Annotated in this window: 15 protein-coding genes; 5 read left to right on the forward strand and 10 right to left on the reverse strand. The window is 39.2% G+C overall.

Translation table 11 applies throughout. The features are described from left to right. The first annotated feature begins 61 nt into the window (after positions 1 to 61). The 4 genes from ACGHIN_RS10445 to ACGHIN_RS10460 all read left to right on the forward strand — a co-directional run bounded on the left by ACGHIN_RS10445 (position 62) and on the right by ACGHIN_RS10460 (position 10,112). A complete protein-coding gene (locus tag ACGHIN_RS10445) occupies positions 62 to 535 on the forward strand; it encodes a DUF6452 family protein (RefSeq protein WP_390453167.1) in 474 nt (157 codons plus the stop codon). Beyond that, the gene (locus tag ACGHIN_RS10450; protein WP_390453169.1) at positions 501 to 1,160 is read left to right on the forward strand and encodes a DUF6048 family protein; all 660 of its coding nucleotides are present in this window, start codon (positions 501 to 503) and stop codon (positions 1,158 to 1,160) included. The genes ACGHIN_RS10445 and ACGHIN_RS10450 overlap by 35 nt, the downstream gene beginning before the upstream one ends. Before the next feature lie 169 nt (positions 1,161 to 1,329). Then, positions 1,330 to 4,245 (forward strand): reprolysin-like metallopeptidase, encoded by a 2,916-nt coding sequence (locus ACGHIN_RS10455; protein ID WP_390453171.1) that lies wholly within the window; start codon positions 1,330 to 1,332, stop codon positions 4,243 to 4,245. Positions 4,246 to 4,409: 164 nt separating this feature from the next. Continuing rightward, the gene (locus tag ACGHIN_RS10460) at positions 4,410 to 10,112 is read left to right on the forward strand and encodes a GEVED domain-containing protein (protein ID WP_390453172.1); all 5,703 of its coding nucleotides are present in this window, start codon (positions 4,410 to 4,412) and stop codon (positions 10,110 to 10,112) included. Positions 10,113 to 10,188: 76 nt separating this feature from the next. Here the strand turns inward: ACGHIN_RS10460 and ACGHIN_RS10465 are convergent, their stop codons facing one another. The 8 genes from ACGHIN_RS10465 to ACGHIN_RS10500 all read right to left on the reverse strand — a co-directional run bounded on the left by ACGHIN_RS10465 (position 10,189) and on the right by ACGHIN_RS10500 (position 18,825). After that, complete coding sequence (locus tag ACGHIN_RS10465; protein WP_390453174.1) at positions 10,189 to 11,061, reverse strand: ChaN family lipoprotein; 873 nt, start codon at positions 11,059 to 11,061, stop codon at positions 10,189 to 10,191. 148 nt (positions 11,062 to 11,209) lie between these two features. Then, positions 11,210 to 12,238 (reverse strand): hemin-degrading factor, encoded by a 1,029-nt coding sequence (locus ACGHIN_RS10470; protein ID WP_390453176.1) that lies wholly within the window; start codon positions 12,236 to 12,238, stop codon positions 11,210 to 11,212. 4 nt (positions 12,239 to 12,242) lie between these two features. Then, on the reverse strand, positions 12,243 to 12,893 hold the full coding sequence (locus ACGHIN_RS10475; protein ID WP_390453177.1) for a class I SAM-dependent methyltransferase: 651 nt from the start codon (positions 12,891 to 12,893) through the stop codon (positions 12,243 to 12,245). Between the two features lie 2 nt (positions 12,894 to 12,895). Further along, entirely contained in the window at positions 12,896 to 13,666 is a 771-nt protein-coding gene (locus ACGHIN_RS10480; protein ID WP_390453179.1) for a heme ABC transporter ATP-binding protein, read from the reverse strand. Next, complete coding sequence (locus tag ACGHIN_RS10485) at positions 13,666 to 14,706, reverse strand: FecCD family ABC transporter permease (RefSeq protein WP_390453181.1); 1,041 nt, start codon at positions 14,704 to 14,706, stop codon at positions 13,666 to 13,668. The genes ACGHIN_RS10480 and ACGHIN_RS10485 overlap by 1 nt, the downstream gene beginning before the upstream one ends. Beyond that, a complete protein-coding gene (locus ACGHIN_RS10490) occupies positions 14,690 to 15,568 on the reverse strand; it encodes a heme/hemin ABC transporter substrate-binding protein (RefSeq protein WP_390453183.1) in 879 nt (292 codons plus the stop codon). The genes ACGHIN_RS10485 and ACGHIN_RS10490 overlap by 17 nt, the downstream gene beginning before the upstream one ends. A gap of 19 nt (positions 15,569 to 15,587) precedes the next feature. Further along, positions 15,588 to 16,673: an HmuY family protein gene (locus ACGHIN_RS10495; RefSeq protein ID WP_390453185.1), complete on the reverse strand. Its 1,086-nt coding sequence runs from the start codon at positions 16,671 to 16,673 to the stop codon at positions 15,588 to 15,590. 10 nt (positions 16,674 to 16,683) lie between these two features. After that, complete coding sequence (locus tag ACGHIN_RS10500) at positions 16,684 to 18,825, reverse strand: TonB-dependent receptor plug domain-containing protein (protein ID WP_390453186.1); 2,142 nt, start codon at positions 18,823 to 18,825, stop codon at positions 16,684 to 16,686. A 96-nt stretch (positions 18,826 to 18,921) separates the two neighbouring features. Between ACGHIN_RS10500 and ACGHIN_RS10505 the strand changes: the two genes are divergently transcribed. Next, the gene (locus ACGHIN_RS10505; RefSeq protein WP_390453188.1) at positions 18,922 to 19,719 is read left to right on the forward strand and encodes a T9SS type A sorting domain-containing protein; all 798 of its coding nucleotides are present in this window, start codon (positions 18,922 to 18,924) and stop codon (positions 19,717 to 19,719) included. A 107-nt stretch (positions 19,720 to 19,826) separates the two neighbouring features. Here the strand turns inward: ACGHIN_RS10505 and ACGHIN_RS10510 are convergent, their stop codons facing one another. Both ACGHIN_RS10510 and ACGHIN_RS10515 read right to left on the reverse strand, forming a co-directional pair. After that, the gene (locus tag ACGHIN_RS10510) at positions 19,827 to 20,117 is read right to left on the reverse strand and encodes a putative quinol monooxygenase (protein ID WP_390453190.1); all 291 of its coding nucleotides are present in this window, start codon (positions 20,115 to 20,117) and stop codon (positions 19,827 to 19,829) included. A 92-nt stretch (positions 20,118 to 20,209) separates the two neighbouring features. Then, positions 20,210 to 21,094: a sulfite exporter TauE/SafE family protein gene (locus ACGHIN_RS10515; protein ID WP_390453191.1), complete on the reverse strand. Its 885-nt coding sequence runs from the start codon at positions 21,092 to 21,094 to the stop codon at positions 20,210 to 20,212. Positions 21,095 to 21,273: the final 179 nt, after the last annotated feature.

A 21,273-nucleotide genomic window follows, 5' to 3' on the forward strand; every position in this document is an offset into this window, starting at 1 on the left:
CCCAATCTTACTATGAAACGTTGGTTCCATCTGACCAAAGCAAACAAATAAAAATATGCAGATGAAATATTATAAATTTTTTATATTCATGAGTTTCCTTGGGCTGCTTTGTTCATGCGGTGGCGATGATGATATCTGCGAAAGCGGTGAAGGAACACCCAGAATGATGGTCATGTTTAAAAATGCAGATAATAAGATAATCTCCTTGGATTCTTTACAGATATTTGTAGATTATGGCTCCGGGAAAGTGGATTTAGGCTGGAAAACCAAAGTGGAATCTACCTTGATTCCTTTGCGTGTTGATGATTCTCCCTATACTGAAGTTTATTTTAAAACCAAAAATAAAGGAACGGAATCGAAAGTAAAAATTAACTATACCACAAAATCATCTTATGTTTCTCCTGGTTGCGGGGTTAAAAAAACATATGAAGGATTAACTTCGGAATTACTAATATCAAATCCGGTTCTGGGATTGGAATTGGGGCAAAATTTTATAGAGAATGAAGACAAGACTAATCTTTACCTTCTTTTTTAGCATTTGCAGTATCCTGAGTTTTGCTCAGGAGAATAAAAAAGCGGAAAAAGCAAAATGGAAATATGAACCCAATTTCATGATTGGTTTTGATGCCCTTAATACAGGAGTTGCTTTTTTCTCGGATCGAAAACTTTATCAGGGATTTGTGTCGTCCAAAATTAAAGGGAATATTCATGGTATTGTGGAAGCCGGTTTTGAAAAAAACATATATCAAAAGAACGGATATGACGCAAAAGTAAATGGCCCTTTTGTAAAGCTGGGCGCTTTTTACATGCTTGCTGAAGATGCCGAAAATGAATTTAACGGGTTCTATGCAGGAGGTAAGTTAGCAGGCTCTTTTTATAATCAGGAATATATGTCAGTGCCCGTTCGTGGGTTCGGTGGAAACAATTCTTCTGTTTCTTTTCCGGCCTCTTCACAGTCCTCTTACTGGATTGAGGGAGCCATCGGAGGCAGAGTTCAATTGTTTGAATCCAACTTTTATATTGATGTGAATCTTCAGCCGAAATATTTGGTATATACTACCAAGCAGGATGACATTCAGCCTATGATTGTTCCCGGGTTTGGAAGAAGTTCGTCCAAATTCAATATGGGATTTGCATGGAATATAGCCTATAAATTCTAAGAAATCATCAATTTAATTATAAATAATAATCCCCAAGTATTTGCTTGGGGATTTTATTTTTGACAGGGTTTTGGTTTTATTTGAATGGTTTTAATAAACAATACATTATATTTTTAGTTATTTAATACAAAATAATTATCTTTGGAAAAATAAATATAATAAAAAAGTTATGAAGAAAATTTTTACTTCTTTCTTTGTTCTTTCTTTGTTAGGTACTGCCAATGCGCAGTGGAGCAAAACTGCATTTAAGGGAGAAAAAGACAGAGAAGGCACCGAAGTTAAGAGCTATTATACACTGGATCTTTCCATGTTAAGAACTCAGTTGGCCAATGCCTCTGAAATGGGGAACAATGCAAAACCTGTGGAAATTTCTATTCCTACATTAGATGGGAAAGTAGAAAGATTTGCAGTATACAGTTTTCCGGTTGTTGTAAAAGAACTGGCAGACAAGTATCAGCTTGGCTCATATGTGGGAGTTGGAATTGATGATCCTGAAAAGTATATAAGATTTTCAACATCTCCAATTGATTTTCAATCCATGATCATTAAAAATGGAGTGTATCAGTTTATTGATCCTACCGATAATTCCAGAACAGTGTACAGTGTTCATCCAAAAACAGTAAAAACAGGTTCCCAAGGATTTGTATGTACTATGGATGAAGATATTTTGTCAAAAGAACAAATTGCTAAATTATTTAACTCTAATAAGTCAAAATCTTTTGCCAATAACCCTACGGACTTCTCAAAAGCTTCCGATAAGAAATACAGAACCATGAGACTGGCGTTGTCTACAACCGGTGAATACACCGCGTATTTCGGCGGAACAGTGGCGGGAGCATTAATAGGCATGAATAATACCATGACCAGAGTAAATGGAGTTTTTGAAAAAGATCTTGCTTTACATCTGAATATTCAAAACTTTAATAGTATAATTTACACTAACGCTGCAACAGATCCTTATACGGGTAATCTTAATTTACAATTACAGCAAACGCTTACAGCAAATGTTGGAAATGATAATTATGATATCGGACATGTATTTAATGCCGCAGGAGGAAATGGTAATGCCGGATGTATTGGCTGTGTGTGTGTAAACCCTACTACTAATACTTCACTGCAAAAAGGATCTGCTTTTACTCAGAGTACAAATCCAATAGGTGATACCTTTGATATTGATTATGTAGCTCATGAAATGGGGCACCAGTTAGGAGCTAACCATACTTTCTCGCACGCTTTGGAAGGAGCAGGAGTAAATATGGAACCGGGATCAGGATCTACTATTATGGGGTATGCCGGTATTACAAATGCAGACGTTCAGCCGAATTCCGATCCTTATTTCCACGTAGTAAGTATTCTTCAGATACAAAATAATCTGACAAACAAAACGTGTGACGTGGAAACAGCGGTTGCCAATAACCCGCCGGTAATCAGCGCAATGCCAGATTATATGATTCCTAAAGGAACCGCTTTCGTCTTAACAGGAAATGCCACTGATCCGGAAGGAAATCCAATGACTTATACTTGGGAGCAGTTTAACAATGCGCAGGTAACGGTCCTTGCTATTAATGGGAATAACACTACAGGACCTCTATTCAGGTCTATACTTCCTACCTCTTCACCTACTAGATATTTTCCGAAATTAGCAACGGTGCTGGCTGGGAATTTATCTTCAGCAGCGGATTGGGAAGCAACTCCTCTTAAATCTAGAGCAGCTGATTTTGTCCTTACTGTAAGAGATAATAATCCAAATGTTTTCCAGCAGCAAACCAATTCAGCGTTACAGCATATTGACGTTGGTAACGAAGGGCCCTTTAAGGTAACTTCAACAACAGTTTATAACAACATGCCGGGAGCAATTACCTGGGATGTGGTAGGAACAAACGGCGGTTCATACAATACGCCCAACGTGAAGATAGATTATACTACAGATAACGGACTTAACTGGACTGTGATTACTCCGTCTACTCCTAATGACGGGGCAGAGCCATATTCGTTCTCTTCTCTTCCTGCGGGAACTAATGTTAAGATCAGAGTAAGTGCTATCGGAAATGTATTCTATGCTATCGGAAGTGCAACAGTTTCTGCAACTTCGGGAGCTTGTTCTTCTTCAGCAACAACAGGCATTACGGTTACAGGAATTACTATGACTTCTGTTAATGTAACCTGGACAGCCCTTCAGGGAGCAACTTATTCTCTAAGATATAGAAAAATAGGAGCAGCGACTTGGACAACAGTAGCGGTACAAACAAACTCTTATCAGATTGTAGGTTTGGAAGAAGGGACTCAGTATGAAGTACAAGTGGCCAACGTTTGTGGATCTACATTAGGTACTTATTCAGCTTCTACAAACTTTAATACGTTGCCTTATGCGTTATGTACCAATAGTGCGGGAAGCGCAGCGGATGAATTTATTTCAAACGTTACGGTAACTCCGAATGGAGCTGCGGCTATTTCAAACCCTAGTGGAGCATCAACATATACCAGTTATACTGCGGATTTATCTAAATTGATCACCCTTTCACAAGGATCCTCAAATAATAGTATCAGCATTACAAAAGCCTGGACAGCACAGCAATACGTAGAAGGAGTTACAGCCTGGATAGACTTTAACAGAGATGGAAACTTCTCGGATACGGAAATTATCTTCACAAGTTCTCCGAGTGTAACTACGCCGGTTTCCGGAACATTCTCAGTTCCGGCTAATGCTTATGCAGGAGGCAAAAACGTGATCATGAGAGTAATGTTGGCATATGGCGCCCAGCCGGGTAATGGTTGTGAAGCTTATGCGTATGGTGAAATTGAAGATTATCCGGTGCTTATACAGCAAGTATTGGGAACTGAAGATACAATCGGAAATAATGATGGTATCCAGATCTATCCTAATCCGGCAACTGATATCCTGAATGTTACTAAAGTTTCAGACAAGGCTTCTTATAAAATCTATGGTACAACAGGACAATTGGTAGGAAGCGGAAATGTTAACAGTGGAAAAATCAACGTTTCTGCACTGGTAAAAGGCGGATATATCATTACAATTGAAGAAAAAGGTAAGGAGATGTTCAAATCAAAATTCATCAAAAAATAATAATAACTTTTGATTATAAAAACCTCAGGCTTTGTCTGAGGTTTTTTTATTTATAAATCATAAAATGAATTGTTGTGAAGTTTGTATGAAAAAAATATTTGCTGCTATAAATTAATAACGAAAAATGATTAGCTTTGCATGATTAATATAATATTGAGAAAGTTATGAAGAAAATTTTTACTTCTTTCTTTTTCCTCTGTTTGTTTGTGGTCACCAGTGCACAATGGAGACCTGCAGCGTTCAGTGGGGAAAAACTCAGTGCAAAATCAGATATTAAAAATTATTTTGCACTGGATATTTCCGAGTTAAGGTCTCAATTGGCAGGAGCACAGGAAATGGGGAAAAATGCAAAACCCGTTACGATTTCCTTGCCGACTTTAGACGGAAAAATGGAAAGATTTGCCGTTTACAGCTTCCCGGTTGTAGTGAAGGCATTGGCAGATCAATATCAATTAGGCTCTTATGTGGGAGTTGGAATTGATGATCCTGGCAAATATTTAAGATTTAGTTTGGCTCCGGATGATTTCCAGTCAATGATCATCAAAAACGGGCAATATGAATTTATTGAGCCTGTAGATCAAGCTAAAACAGTGTATGGTGTGCACCCAAAAACTGACAAAGGTAATGAGGGCTTTTTATGTTCAACGAAAGAAGACCCGACTTACCAGAAAGAGCTGGAAAAGCTTTACCAGAATGGTAAATCTTTTGCCAACCAAACAACTAATTTTGCGAAAAATTCTGATAAGAAATACAGAACGATGAGGCTGGCAATGTCTGTTACCGGAGAGTATACTCAATACTTCGGCGGGGTGGCAGGCGCATTAACAGCTATTAATGCTACTCTTACACGAGTAAACGGTGTTTTTGAAAAAGATTTTGCATTACACTTAAATCTACAAAATTATCCGGCGTTAATTTATACTAATGCAGCTACTGACCCTTATTCTCCGGCTGCTCAAATGAATAACTGGAATCTGGAGCTTCAGCAGACTCTTACAGCTAATGTGGGAAATGCTAATTACGATATAGGACATTTATTTGGTGCTTCAGGAGGAGGAGGCAATGCGGGGTGTATCGGTTGTGTATGTATAAACCCAACAGGCCCGACCTCTCAGCAAAAAGGTTCCGGATACACATCTCCTGCGGATGGAATTCCACAAGGAGATAATTTTGATATAGACTATGTAGCTCATGAGATGGGGCACCAGTTGGGAGGGAACCACACCTTCTCTCATGGTTTGGAGGGAGCAGGAGTAAATGTTGAGCCGGGTTCGGGCTCAACAATTATGGGATATGCAGGTATTACAGGCCCTAATACAGATGTACAGCCACACTCTGATCCATACTTCCATAATGTAAGTATCAGACAGATTCAGACTAACCTGATTAACAAAACCTGTGATGTTGAAACTGCAATTACCAATAACCCACCGGTAATTGCTGCTTTACCTACGTATAATATTCCTAAAGGAACGGCGTTTGTCCTTACGGCTTCTGCAACAGATCCGGAGAATGATCCCATGACTTATACCTGGGAGGAGGTAGATAATGCCTCAGTGACGATCAATAAAAATAATTTGGGGACTACAACATCCGGGGCTTCATTCAGATCGTTTAACCCAACTACAAGCCCTACAAGATATTTCCCTAAATTCTCTTCAGTATTGGCGGGTGTATTGAATAATGCCAACAATACCTGGGAATCTGTATCTACTGTAGCCAGAACTTCAAAATTTGCTGTAACAGTAAGGGATAATAATCCTGCTGCTAATCAACAGCAAACCCAATATGCTGAGCAAACAATTATTGTAGGAAACGATGGTCCTTTCACTGTGACGACTACTACAGCATATAATAATGGTCCTACAAACGTTACATGGAATGTTGCTAATACATCTTCAGCTCCGTATAGTGTTGCTAATGTAAAAATCGATTTTTCTGCAGACAATGGAAATACATGGACGGTTCTTACAGCTTCAACAGCGAATGACGGAAATGAAGATCTGAACTTCGGATCATTGCCTGTAGGGACTAATGTTAAGATAAGAGTAAGTGCTGTTGGAAACGTATTTTATGCTATCGGAAATGCTGTTATGGCAAGCTTAGCAGTTTGTACGAGTGCTCCGCCTGCAGGGGTTACTGTTTCTGCAATTACACAGACTCAGGCTACTGTAACGTGGAACTCTTCTGTAGGGGCTACTTATGTAATCCGATATCGTCCGGTAGGAAGTACAACCTGGTTACAAACCACATCTACTACCAACACTGTTGTTTTAAGTCCGTTAACTCAAGGAACGAAATATGAAGTTCAGGTAGCGAATGTATGTTCAGGAACTCAAGGGAATTTCTCCCCTTCTGTGATATTCATTACGGCCTTGCAACCTTATTGTCCGGTTACTTCTAACAACTCGAACGGACATATCACTAACGTAACAGTATCACCAACGAACTCTTACGCAATGTCCAATAACTCAGGAGCTAGCTTGTATACAGATTATGCAACTAACCCTGCGACATTAATTACTTTGGTAAGAAATACTGCCAATAATACAGTTTCTGTTTCAAGGTTTATTCCTTCAAGTACATATGCTACTTCGATTTGGATCGACTTTAACGGAAATGGTGTTTTTGAAAATACAGCTGCAGAAAGAGTAATGAACTTAGGATACTCTAATACTACTCCTGTAACTGCTACATTTAATGTACCTGCCACTACGGCTACAAGCATTGTAAAAATGCGTGTGATCATGTCATATCTTACCATCAGTAACCCATGTTCTAACCTTACAGGATCCGGTGGTGGAGAAATTGAAGATTATGCTGTAGAGTTTGTTGATATGCAGCCTTGTACAACAGCGGCTCCTAGTAACATTAACGTAGCTAATATTACTGCTTCAACTGCAACAGCTTCTTGGATTGGAACAACTGGTGCTACTTATGTATTAAGATACAGACAGATTGGTTCTCCTACATGGATTACCATAAACCCTGCTACTAATCCATATGTGATCTCCGGTTTAACTGGTCAGACTCAGTATGAAGTACAGGTTTCTACCATTTGTGGAGGAACCCAGGGGCCATTCTCAGCATCCACCAACTTTACCACTCCTGCTATTAGCTATTGTAATACAGGTACTGCAACGGTAACGGATGGTTATATCAATAATATTACCATGACGGGTATCAACACCCCTATCATGAGTAATAACTCAGGCCCTAGTACTTATACGGATTATTCCAATGATCCTGCTAAGCTTATCACTTTAGGACGTAATACAACAGGAAATGTGCTTTCTGTAGGAAGAACTATCCTTTCCAGTACTTATACTACGTATGCTTGGATCGACTTCAATGGGGACGGATTGTTTAACAACAACCCGTCAACAACACCCGGAGGAGAAAGAATCATGAATTTAGGGTATTCCAATACGACTCCGGTAACCGCTACTTTTGCTGTTCCTGCTAATGCTTATATAGGAGCTAACAAGCTGAAAATGCGTGTTATTGTATATTACTTTACACCTACTGATGCTTGTTCACCTCTTACCAGCAACGGGGAAGTAGAAGACTATCAGGTTAAATTTGTAGATATTCCTGCATGTACTACTGCAGCACCAACAGGGATTTCCGTAATTAATATAGCAGCTACTACCGCTACCGTTACATGGATGGGAGCTACCGGTGCTACTTATTACGTAAGATGGAGAACCACTTCACCGGTTGGTGCATGGGTTACTTCACCTCTTGTAACAACGAACAGTTATAACATTACAGGTCTTACAGAGCAAACGGCTTATGAAGTACAGGTGGCTACCGTATGTGGTGGAACTCAGGGACCTTGGTCTACTTCTACACCATTTACCACCACCCCTATTACCTATTGTCCAATGACAGGTACAGGAACCAATGACCATATCTCCAATGTGACCATTACTCCTGTAAATCCGGGTATTCCGCCAATGAGTAATACCTCTGTACAGACTAATTATATCAGCTATACCACTCCTGCCACCCTTATCACATTAGATATCGGATCTAACGGCAATAAGATTTCAGTTGCCAAAGGCTGGACAGGCTCTACTTATAATGATGCGGTATCTGCATGGATCGACTTTAACAGGAACGGGGTATTTGAAACTACTGAGCAGATCTTAAACTCCGCAGCAAGCACCACATCTCCTGTAACTGCATTGTTTAATGTACCGACAACGGCTTACAACGGACCGCTTACAACCACAATGAGAGTAGTGCTGAAACGTACAAGCTCTCCGGTAATGTGTCAGAATGCTTTAAATGGAGAGGTAGAGGATTATGCGGTGAAATTAAGACCGTGTGCCAACACGACTCCTAATGCACCTACATTCAATACCATTACGCATAACTCAGCAATTGTTAATATTACAGGTGCTGCGAATAATATCACGTATCTGGTACAATACAGAGTACAGGGTACTACTGCATGGACGGATGTATATGCATCTACCCTTTTAGGAAATGTTCCGTTGACATTAACAGGTTTAACGCCTGCAACAACTTATGAGGTACAGGTTTCCGCGGTATGTGGAAATACCCCTGGAACTCCGACTGCCATCAAGACCTTTACCACCAGATGTGATCCTACACCACCAAGTGTTTCGATCAGTAACATCACCACGAACTCAGCTCAGATCACCTGGACTCCGCTTGCAGCGAGCTCCACCTATGTGATGAGATACAGGGTAGTGGGAACAACAACATGGATTCAGGTCAACTTACCGGCACCACCAGCCAATACCTATACTCTTCCGGGGTTATCTCCGTACACTACGTATGAAGTTCAGATCGCCAATATTTGTAACGGTGAGACGACGATCAATCCATGGTCGAATCCTAAAGTATTTACAACGGAAAGAACATGTGAATTGCCGCCTCCTGGATTAACGATTACGACTCTTACTCCAACATCCGCTGTTGTGGTTTGGGATCCTTTCCCGGGGGCAACCTATGTCTTAAGATATAGAAAAGTGGGTATTCCGAGCTGGACTACAATAGCTGTTCCAACGAACACCTATACACTGACTAACCTTCTTGAATTAACGAAGTATGAAATGCAGGTAGCGAATGTTTGTAATGGTACTGTTGCCGAATTCACAAAACTGTATTTCTTCACAACCCCTACGGTGATCTATTGTCAGATGTCTTCACAGAATTCAGCGACAGATTATATTTCAAATGTTAAGGTAAGTCCTAATGGTAAGCCTGTTATGGAGAATGCTTCGGGAGCTTCCAATTACACTGATTATTCAGGTAACCCTGCTACCTTCATTGAACTGATCCAGGGATCTACAGGAAACCAGATCACGATAGAGAAGACCACTACCAACGAAGCAGGTGTTGCGGTATGGATCGACTTTGACAGAAGCGGTACTTTTGATCCTAATGAAAGAATCATTGCTACAGGTCCGAATACAACAACTCCTGTCACAGGAACTTTCAGTGTACCGGCTAATGCATTTGTAAGTATGACAGATTACAAATATGTAGTAATGAGAGTAGCAATGCAAAAAGGAGGTATTCCGGTGAACTGTACAAGTTTCCCTGATGGAGAAGTAGAGGATTACACCGTAAGGATTTCTAAGCTACCTGTTCCGAATTCTCTGAACCAGGATGATATTATGATCTATCCTAACCCGGTAAGCTCAGTATTATATGTTAAAAATATCAGCAGTAAGGCTCAGTATAAGATATACAGTTCCGGAGGGCGACTTGTTGCGAACGGAGTTCTTCTGAATAACCAGATCAATGTAAGTAAGCTAACAAGCGGTGTTTATATCATAGACATTGAAGATGGGCCAGTTTCTGTACAGAAGAAGTTCATTAAAGAATAATTTTAACTTCATATCAATTATAGAATAAGCTCTCAGAAATGAGAGCTTATTCTTTTTTATTAACATTAAGCAATAATCAGAAGGTTTTCGTCATATTACTTGGGATGATCAGGTTGAAATGAGTAGGAATATAGTCTTTTTCCGGAATCTTTAAATCCGGGTTTTCTGTTTCGAAGACAGAGATTACCGCCATTTTCAGATGGGGATTCTTTTGTTTGATGTGCCAATAAATTCCACCGAATTCTTTGCTGTGATAATTGCCGTTAAAATGAATAAATGTTTTCCCCTGCTGAATATTTTTCAGGATAGATTCAGCCATTGTTGCGTCTTTCGTAGCCTGCGCCGAAATGAAATTCATCACTTTCGTCCCTTCAGCATGATCTCCCATCATCGCTTTCATTTCTTTATAGCCGGGAGTATCCAGACTAACTTTAATAGGTAATTGGGCAATAAATTCTTTTTCTTTTTCACTTAATGTAAGCAGAGATTCAATCCCTTGCTTAGCAGTTTGGGAAGCATATCTTCTCGGAATATTGGTCGCAACGAAATTCAGTTTTTTGTCTTTTGCAAAATCCACCAAGGGCTTGTAATCCGTGGTATAATTATTCCATAAACGGGCTGAATCTTTCAGGGTTTTAGCATCAAAAGTTCCTGATAAATATTGATTCAGCTGTGACTGATTATCTCTTTCAAACATTTCAGCGCCGAGAATAATCTGACCATTCTTCTTCGCATACAGCGCTTCTGTTACTTTCAACTGAAGCCAGTGATTAATGGAATTATTATGGTTTTCGCCGAAAAAAACGACGTCATATTCCGCCAGTTCTTCGATTAATTTATCAGTGGATATAGCTTTTCCTTTCTGATCATAAAATTGGTATGCTTTAAATTCCTGTGCATTCAGGAAGGAATAGCCTGCAAGCAACAGGGCTAAGAGAATATTTTTCATTCTTATCATGTTATAAAAATACTATTATTTTCAAACTCTAAAAAGAAAGCAATCATTAAATTTATTTTATCTTTCAATTTGAAAATAACATGTAAAAAGACCGCTTTGCATTACAAAACAAAACGGCCCCATTCAAATCATCTAACTATTATTTTTCTAATACTGCAACAAGATTTTTCCATTCCTGCAGCTCCGGAATTCCCGGTTTTCTTTTTCCGAAGAACTGAACGATAAAGTCTCCTTCTTTATTAAATACTTCTATCGCCGTTACCTCTCCGTCCTCTGTAGGTTTCTTCACGATCCATGCTTCAGCAATCTTCGTAACATCCAAATGAAGGTTGAAATCCGGATCCATTACATTGAACCATTGCTGATGCCAAAGCGTTTTCTTCACATTTCCTGTATGGATCTGGATAATTCCCCTGTTTCCCACGAATACCATGATTGGGATATTTTTTTCCGAAGCATCTTCCAAAACGTTCACCACTTTGGAATTATCGATTTTCACTGCAAATCCTTCCGGAGCCAGTCTTAAGGCCTGGGTTCTGCTCACACCATATTTTTTGGTCATCATGAAGAAATTATGGGTATCTTTTAATGCCCTCCACTCTTTTTGGAAACCTTCCGCATCAATTTCAGCATCCGGTTTTTCCACCGGCTTTGGAACGACTGCTTCAAATTCAAAAGCCTGATCCTGATCTTCCGATTTATATTTTTCTACAAGGGCATCAAAAACTTCTGTGTTGCTGTCTTTCGTTAAATAGATCTTGTGAAGCGCCAAACCGTCTTTCCCGAAAAACTGAAGGCTCTTTTTATCTCCTTCTGCCACTGCAAAAGCAAATTTCCATGAGTTTAAAAAAATTCTCAGATCAATATCTTCGCCTACGAACAATTGAGCATGAGGACTGCTGAAATCTCCGTTCAGGTAAGTCCCTTTTCTTTCGTGAACGCATTCATCATTACGGGTAAGCGCCATTACTTTTCCTAATTGTTCAACTTCAGATAAGATATTTGCAAATTCCGGTCTCAGAATAGTTACTTCTTTGCCTATGTTCGTTATTAATAATTCAGCTTCGCTTACTCCTAGTTGTGCAGCGGCATTTCTAATTCTCAAATGCGGATTTTCCGCTTTCAGAGCTTCCCATTTTTCTTTTAAATTGTTCACTAATGTGCTCATCTTATTATTTTTTGATGGTTAAAACTGTATAAATTCTTTGTATGGTTTCGTTGGTTGTTTTGCTTTTCACTTGTTCTTCCTTTTCAGAAATCTTCATTCTCTTGAATTCGCTTTCTGAAATAAGCTCTTCCATTTCACTGTTATTGTATAAGGTAAAATTGAAAGCCGTAAAAGGAAGTTTCTCCATGAAATCTTTCTGCCCGAACGTCAGGACAAAAGTTCCGTTATCTTTCAGGACCCTGTGGATCTCGTTGAGGAATGCAACGGGTTCTTCCCAAAAATACACGGTGTTTACGGTAAATATCTTATCGAAGGTTTCGTCCTTGAAAGGAAGCTTTTTCCCCTCATACAGAACAAAACTTGTCTGATTTCCCCATTCTTTGTTCCGTCTTTTGGCTTCCAGGTGCATGGTTTCGGAAATATCAATTCCGGTGTAGCTAATATTTTGAGCTTTATTTAAAATAGTTTTCAAATGTCCGGCGTTACCGTGCCCTATTTCCAGAACGTGTTCGTTATCTTCTATCAAAAGGGCTTTAATGCTTTCTGAAGTCATCCCGATATTGGTTTCATGCATCATTTCACCAATTTCAATTCCTTTTTCTCCTTGTGGATTGGCGAGGTTTTCAGCAAGTATTCTTAATTCGTCTTTTTTCATGGTTATCCGAATATGATCATTGGGTTATTATTGATAGGATGCGGACAAATAGTACACGGAAAGTTGTAGGCATTACTGATATTTTCAGCCGTGAAAACTTCTTCCGGTGTTCCGTAGGATGAAACTTTTCCTGATTTCATCAGCAAAATTTTGTCTGCAAATTGGGCGGCTAAATTCAGGTCGTGTAAAACAACTATGGCACTATTGGCTTTCTTTGTAAATTTTTTAATAATCTCTAATGCTTTATATTGATGCCTGACATCTAAATTATTCAGCGGTTCATCCAGAAAAACAAGCTTATGGGCAATATCGTTCTGCAATTGAGCCATCACTCTGGAGAGATGCACCCGCTGCTTTTCTCCACCGGATAAGGTATTGTATTCCCTGTCTTTGAGATGAAAAACATCTGTTTCATACATCATGTTGTTCATGGCTTCATGGTCTTCTTTCCCGGGCTGCCCGTCAAAGTAAGGATATCTTCCCATCATTACAACGTCTTTTACTTCAAGGGGAATATCATTGCTGTTGTGCTGGGAAAATTTAGCTTTATGCATGGACAGCTCCAGAACTTCCCAATGAGCAATAGGCTTATTTTTAAACAGAATCTCCTGCCTGGATTTTACTTCATTCGCCAACACACTCAGCAAACTTGATTTCCCCGCTCCGTTGGGTCCTACAATGGCTAAAAATTCACCATATTCCAAAGAAACATCCACTCCGTCCAGAATATGGAACTCTTTATGCTTATAATTGATCTGATGCGCCTTTATCATTATAATGATTTTTTGTGTTTAATCAATATGGCTATAAAAATCGGTCCGCCCATCAATGCTGTCAAAATCCCGATCGGTAATTCCGACGGTTCTACAATGCTTCGGCTGAAGGTATCTGCCGTCAACAATAAAATACTTCCACAAACCGCCGACAAAGGCAGAATAAACGTATAATTGGATTTGAATAAAAGCCTTAAAATATACGGTACAATAAGGCCTACAAAGCCTATCGTCCCCGAAAATGCCACGCTGCTTCCTACCATTAATGCGGTAATAATGATGATCTGCTTCTTTAATTTTTCCACATTGATTCCCAAATGCTGTGCATCTTTTTCACCCAGCATCATGGCATTCAAAGCCTTTCCTTTAGGGAGCAGAATGATGTAGGAAATGATCAAGATTACGGCTAATACCATATTCTTCGTCCAGGTTGCCGCCGCTAAACTCCCCAAGTTCCAAAAAGTAAGGTCTCTCAACTGCTCGTCTTTTGAAATATAGATCAGAAAGCCGGTGATGGAAAACCCTATCGCTGTAATGGCAACCCCTGTTAAAAGCATCATTACAACATTCGTTTTTCCTCCGCTGGTAGAAATTCTGTACACCAGCAACATGGATAAAAAAGCCCCGGTAAAAGCAGACAGACTTACCAATGAAAACTGTACCGCTTCAGGAAGATATTCTGTAAAATGTCCGCCCAAAACAATAGCAATCGCAGCTAATAATGTGGCCCCGGAAGTTAAACCGATCAGATCCCCCGTTGCTAAAGGATTTTTAAAAAGCCCCTGTAACCCGGTTCCTGAAACAGCTAACATACTTCCGATCAGAACAGCCATTACAATTCTCGCTGCACGAACATCCCAGATCACGTATTGATCACTCAAAGCCAAATCAGGGTTTCCTCGTAAATATTGCCACAAAATAGTGAACGGAGATCTTCCGCCAAAATCATAAACTCCGGTGTTAAGTGACCATACTGCGATAAGAATCAGCAGTATGGCACTTATAATAAAATACAAGTATAGTTTACTTTGTGTTTTCAATTAATAGCTTATTTAATCCTACTGCAGCTTCTCCTAATCTTGGACCGAAACCCGAAACCAGACCTCCGTCCATCGCTATGATTCTCTTGTTTTTACCGGCATTCGTTTGTGAAACACCAGGCATTTTAAGAGCCCCTTCACTTCCTCCGGCTCCCTGTAATCCACTTGTAAAGAAGAACAATACATCCGGATTGGCTTTTACTACTGCTTCCGGAGTCAATGGTTTGAAATCTTCAAAATCATTCACCGCGTTTTCACCGCCTGCAATGGTGATCAGCTTTTCCATAGGTGTGTTTTTCCCCCCTACCATCAGCATATTTCCTCTTGCGTAGATGAATAGTACTTTAGGTTTTTTAGCAATCGGCTGGATTTGCTTCAGATCAGCATCAATCTTATCAATTAATTTCTGATAATCTGTATTTCCTACAGCTTTGGCCACGTCTGCTATTAATTTTTTAGTCCCTTCTACAGAATATTCCTGTTGGAAAACCTCAGATTTAATCCCTGAAGATTTAATTTTACCCAATAATTCCGGGTTGATATCTTTTTCAGAAGCTAAGATCAAGGTGGGCTTTACTGCCATAATAGGTTCAATAGTCATTGATCTTACGTGACCTAAATCTTTGGCTGTAGCTTTTAATGTTTCAGGATACGTACTGGTAACATCGGTTCCCACGATTTCTTTTTCATGGCCTAATGCGCTTACAATCTCGGTAATTCCGCCACTCAGAGTTACGATCTTATGATTGCTTTTCGGAGCTTCTGATGCGACTTCTGTAGTGTTTTCTTTTTTGGTTTCTTCTGCTTTTTTGCATGAGTATACTGCTAAAAAAACAGATGCTATTAAAACAAATTTTTTCATGTTATACTGATTAGATTTTTTATAAAGGTTGATATTCGAATTGTGGTCTTCCCCGTTCTCCTGCGGTATCGGTGATTCTTGTAAATCTTAATTTGAAGTAATACCCTTCTGCATCTTTGATAATGTAGAAACGATCGCCATACACTTCCAGCCCGTTCACACCTACCGGATTTCTCCAGTTGGAACCGATAACCCTCTGATCATTATAGATGAATTTGGACGGGTCAATATCCGAAGCTTTGAAATTGTTGTAGGCTTCTACTCCGGATGCAGGTGCCGTTACTTTTACTTCATAAGCTCCCGCACCACCCACAATATTAGTGGTTACAAAGTCTGCATAAATATAACTTCCGGCTCCTGTAATGGTATTGGTAAAAACCGTAAAACAGATATCCCATTTCTTTTTTTCCGGCTGAACAGCTACTTCTTTATTGTTTTTCAGGCTTACAAAATTGTAGTTATAGGCTGTATTTTTAGCAATGGTTAATTCTTTGTGAGTAGTCTCATTGAGTTCAGCGTATTTCACCTTATATCCATCTCCTGATCTCACTACCTGAACTTTCATCCAGCCTCTGCTGTCACCTCCGGTAGCCACAGAACCTGTAGCCACGGTTCCTGTGTAAATCTCTTTACCCATATTAACAAGATACACTGCATTTTCTGCATCGTTGATCTTTATTTCTTCGACAGCTGTATATCCGGAGGGAAAATTCCCGCTCACATCATCAATATATGCTACATTGGCCGGATTAAAATTAGCTACCTGAACCTGATCTTTTAATGGAGCCACACTGGCTTCCGTAATCAGATCTATATTGGTTGCATCAGGAATTTTTCCTGCTGCCATCATAATGGACGAGTTGAGCATCACTTTAAAAGCACTTCCTGAATAAAAAGCCAAATCCCAATCCGTTCTTTTGGTAAATACTTCCGTATTGGTTCCCAAATCGATCCAGACCTGGTTGGGCTGAGTGGCACCACCCACACTAGGATTTACAACTTCACCATCCGTAGGTGCTATAAAAACAGGGTCTTCATTATCGTTGATGCAAGATTGAGATATCAAAGAAGCTCCTATCAAAAAGCAAAATAGTATGTTCTTCATGTTTAAAGTTTTAAAAGTTATAATTTAATCTGGCAAAGTAGCTTCTGCCGTAAAATAGATTCTGTTGATTGGCCGCCGCGTTGTGCCCATCTCCACCTTGTACCGTATTCCTGATGGTACTTACATCAAAAATATTTTTAATTCCTGCGCTGAGCTCCAGGTGATTGTTGAAGAATGGCTGGCTTACCGTAAAATTCAGCATGCTGAAATCATCAATTTCACCTAACACATACTGTCCCGGATCTAAAGGATCCTGTGTATTCATCTGGTGGGTAAACATTTTTTTAGTTCCGGTGTATTTGTAATAAAGGGCAAAAAGCGTTTTGGTATAAGGCAATGTATAATTGGCTGCTAAATTGGCTTCTGCATAAAAGTTGTAGTCATCCGGTGAAACAAGATTCCCGGTATTTAAGGTCTGAGAGATTCCCAGAACGGAAACTCCGGCGTTAAGGGATAAATCCCCTTTTTTAGCTGTTATCGAGCCTCCGAATAACAAGGATTTGTAATTATCCACATTGAGGTAGGTATATTTTAACGGACTGTTGCTGATGATTACGCTTTCAATCCTGTCTTTCACATCAAGGTACATTCCCGAAGCACTGAAATTGAATTTCCAGTTATTGACTGTTGCTGTATTATAATCCCAGAAAATTCCCGCTGAATACCCTGTTTCAGGCTTTAGATTTTCATTACCCCTAATGTCGTGGTTGTTATCCACCATATACGTGTACAATTCATCATAAGTTGGAAAACGGTTCGCGGAACCCAACACCAAACGGATGTCTGAATTTTGGGTTGTTTTAAATCTTGCAGTTGCTGAATAATTGTACTGGGAATCAAACTTATTGCTTAAAGCCAGCCTTAGTCCCGGACGTATTGACAACCAGTTATTGACATTCCATTCTGCAGATAAGAAATTAGCATAGTTGAAAATAATCCTGTTGACATCATCATTTCCGGTACTTCCGAAATTTCCGATGTCACCACTCGCAAAACCTTTGGTCCTGTCAAATTCATACCCTAACTGAAAATTCACCCGATCACTGTCCAGGAAATTGCTGAACATTCCTCTGGAATACATCACTTCCGATTTGTAATACGTGAAATCTTCTCCTCTTGAAAGCTCCTGTCTGTTCGGAACATCATATTGGTATTCCTGTTTTTTTCTTTCCTGAGTCTGGTAAGAAAAATCTCCGTTATAATTGATTCTTGAACCGAGTTTTGTCTGAATATTGAACTGATGGATCCATCTTTTCGTTTTATAATCAGCATCATTGGCAATATAAGTTCTGTTGCCTCCTCCCAGATACAGTTCTTCTACCACCGGGTTATATACATTGATCTTTTCCGTAAGAAAGTTGACTTTATAATAAAAAGTGGTATTCTTTTTATTGTACCTGATCGATGCATTGGTTGTTAGCTGATCTTTCGGCTGCCACTCATAGCCTCTTAACCCGTCATTATTTTCACTGAAATATTTGTATCCGTTATATTTTCCTTTAAAACCCTGAAAATCGTTATGATTGATATCCGCTGCAACCGTCCACCAATCGTTGATCTTATACCCAAGGTTTAAAAACTGGATGTGGCGGCCATTTCCTTTTTTAAACCAGTCATAGTCCTTACCTACAGTTTCTTCCTGTAGTGAAGCTATTCCCGTGAATTTTTTGCTATAATTTTTTTTGGTGATGATATTGATAACTCCCGCTACAGCATTATTTCCATATTCTACTCCCATTGAGCCTTTCACAATTTCAATACGCTCAATATTATTGACGTTTAATTTGGTAAGATCAACCAGATTCCCCATTCCCTGATCGCTTACTACAGGGATATTGTCGATAAGAATTTTGGTATATTCTCCTGTAAGTCCCATTATATTGGCATTTGAGTCCCCGGAACCTCTGCTGGGTTCAATAAGAATATTAAGATTTTGGTTGAGAACTTCTGCCGCAGTAGTTACTGCCATATTTTTGATCTGTTGCGCATCAATGACCTCAACTTTATAAATGGATTTATTAATGGATTGTTGCATGTATTGCCCCGTGATGACAACCTCTTCTATTTTCTTCTGACTGAGAGTATCTTTTTCCTGTGCATGTATCCATAGAACAGTGGATAATGATAGAACTGAAAGCACTTTCTTCTTCATAGTAGCAAAAAATTTTTGACAAATATAAAATTTTATTTAGAATAATTAAAAATAAATATATAGTTTTGTAGAATAATTCTAAATAAAAATAACGTTATGAAATTAAAATTACTCTTAGGAACTTTACTGCTTTCCGCTACCGTGACCCAGGCACAGTTGGCAACAATCAATGAGAATTTTGATAATTTTACGATTGGTACGAACGCTGCCTGGCCACAGAACAATTGGTCCAGAGTTCAAAGCGGGTCCGGCCCCTGGGTATATGCAGACGGAACCACAGACAAACACATTCAGTATTACAGCTTCTTTACCAGCAATACGGCCGGGTATCTCATCACTCCACAGATTGTGGCACCGGATGGCAGCAAAACCATAACTTTTAAGGCCGCTATTACGGGAGGCTCTGCCGGTGGGGCAACGGGGACAGTAGAAGTAGGGCTGGTAGACGGGATAAATTCCACAGAAATGCCGTCATTTACTCCCATAGGAAATGCCATTACCTTAACCTCTACAGATACTACATATTCATTTACAGTACCCGCATCCACCAAGCAATATATCGCTTTCAAAATCACGGGAAGTGCACAGCATACGGCTATCCAGCTGGATGATGTTGTATATGCTTCCACTTCCACTCTGGGAGTTTCCGATCTGGTAAAATCTTCAGGTCCTGATATTCGGTTTGCATTGAATGCCGAAAATACAGCTCTACATTTTGTTACAAAAAAAGAGGTTAAGAATATCAGCATCTATGCTTCTAACGGCCAAAAGGTTGCGGAAGGTAGGCTTAATAACCAAAGATTTGATATCAGCCAGCTTCACACCGGTGTATATTATATTCTGGTTGAAGCGCAGGATGGTACAATACTGAAAACAAAATTCATCAAAAAATAAATTGCGATTACAGCCAACCATTAATACTTTCTATTTTTTCTAATAAAAAGGCAGTTTCAGAATGTTGAAACTGCCTTTTGCCTTAAGTCTGACTGAAAAAATTCAGCTTAATATATTTTAAATCCTTTGTAAACTTCTGTTGAGCTTTCCATTATTCTCGATGCCTCCTTACGGAAATTTAAAAGATGGTCCTGTCCAAGATGGTTACCGTGATGTTCTACACTCTCCCATAGCTCGATCAGGAAAAATGTTCCCTTATTATCTTTATCTTCCACAAGATCATACTGAAGGCACCCTTCTTCCTTTCTTGTTTCTTTTACCAGATTCTGGAAAAGCTCCACCGCTTCCATCAGATAATTCTCATTAAATCTGAAAAGCGCAACAATGTGTAAATTCATGTTCTGTTTTTTATGGCGTAAAAGTAAAATATTTCAGAGCGGAAATATTCTTTTAAGAGCATCAGTTTTCCACAATCAACAAAAAAAATTAATTAAAAAACTGATTTATAAATAGTGATGCAGCTCATTACCATCACCAAAGCACCAATGATCAGGAACATATTCTTCACCGGCAACTTAGCGGTAAGCATCGCTGAAAAAGGAGCTGTGATAATTCCCCCGATCAGAAGTCCCAAAATGATATTCCAATGTTGAATTCCTAAAGTAAAAAAGAATGTTATCGCTGCCGTAATGGTTAAAATAAATTTTGCTACGGTAGAACTTCCCACCGCAAATCTCGGAGTAAATGAGTTTTTAATTAAAGTTCCCGTCACCAATGGCCCCCAACCTCCACCGGCAAAGGAATCTATAAATCCTCCGAGAAGTCCGAGCCTTGTTAAGTTGGTTTTTCTTTTCAATGCTTTATTCTGTTTTTTCTTAAACGCATTCCTGAAAATCTGAAATCCAAGATATAATGTATAAAAAGCAATGATCGTTTTGGTAACCTTTGCATAATATTCTCCAAAGTAAGTAAGGCATAGAGCTCCGATAATGGCTCCGATAATCGCAGGAACCGCCAATCTTTTAACAAGGCTGATGCTTACATTTTTAAGCTTAAGGTGGCTGATGCTTCCCGCCGCCGTAGTAAAGCTTTCTGCCGAATGTATACTGGCGCTTACAATGTGAGGCGGAATATTCAGGAATAAAAGTGTTGTAGTACAGATTACACCATACCCCATCCCCATGGAGCCCGCCACTATTTCAGCAAAAACTCCAACCAGGAGCATCCAATAAAAAATATAGTTGTCTTTGGCTAATATGGCCGGAAGCTCATCCAGGTACCCTAATTCATACATGGAAAATAATATAACCGACAGAATAGCAATGGTCACGAAAAGAACATTCAGTCTTATCTGGATTTTTCTGGAGATTACCATACTATATCATAATTTATTAATTTGAAGCAGTACAAATATGATATAAAATATTTATCCTACCAAATTAGTGGACTAATTATTCAAAAAAAGGATTTAAATCAGTCGACCAAATCCATTAATGTTTTTGTTTCCAGAATATTCAGGGAAGCATCCCGAACTTCTATCAAAACATCATGAAG

It is taken from the genome of Chryseobacterium barbadense, from assembly GCF_042849955.1.
GTDB lineage: Bacteria > Bacteroidota > Bacteroidia > Flavobacteriales > Weeksellaceae > Chryseobacterium.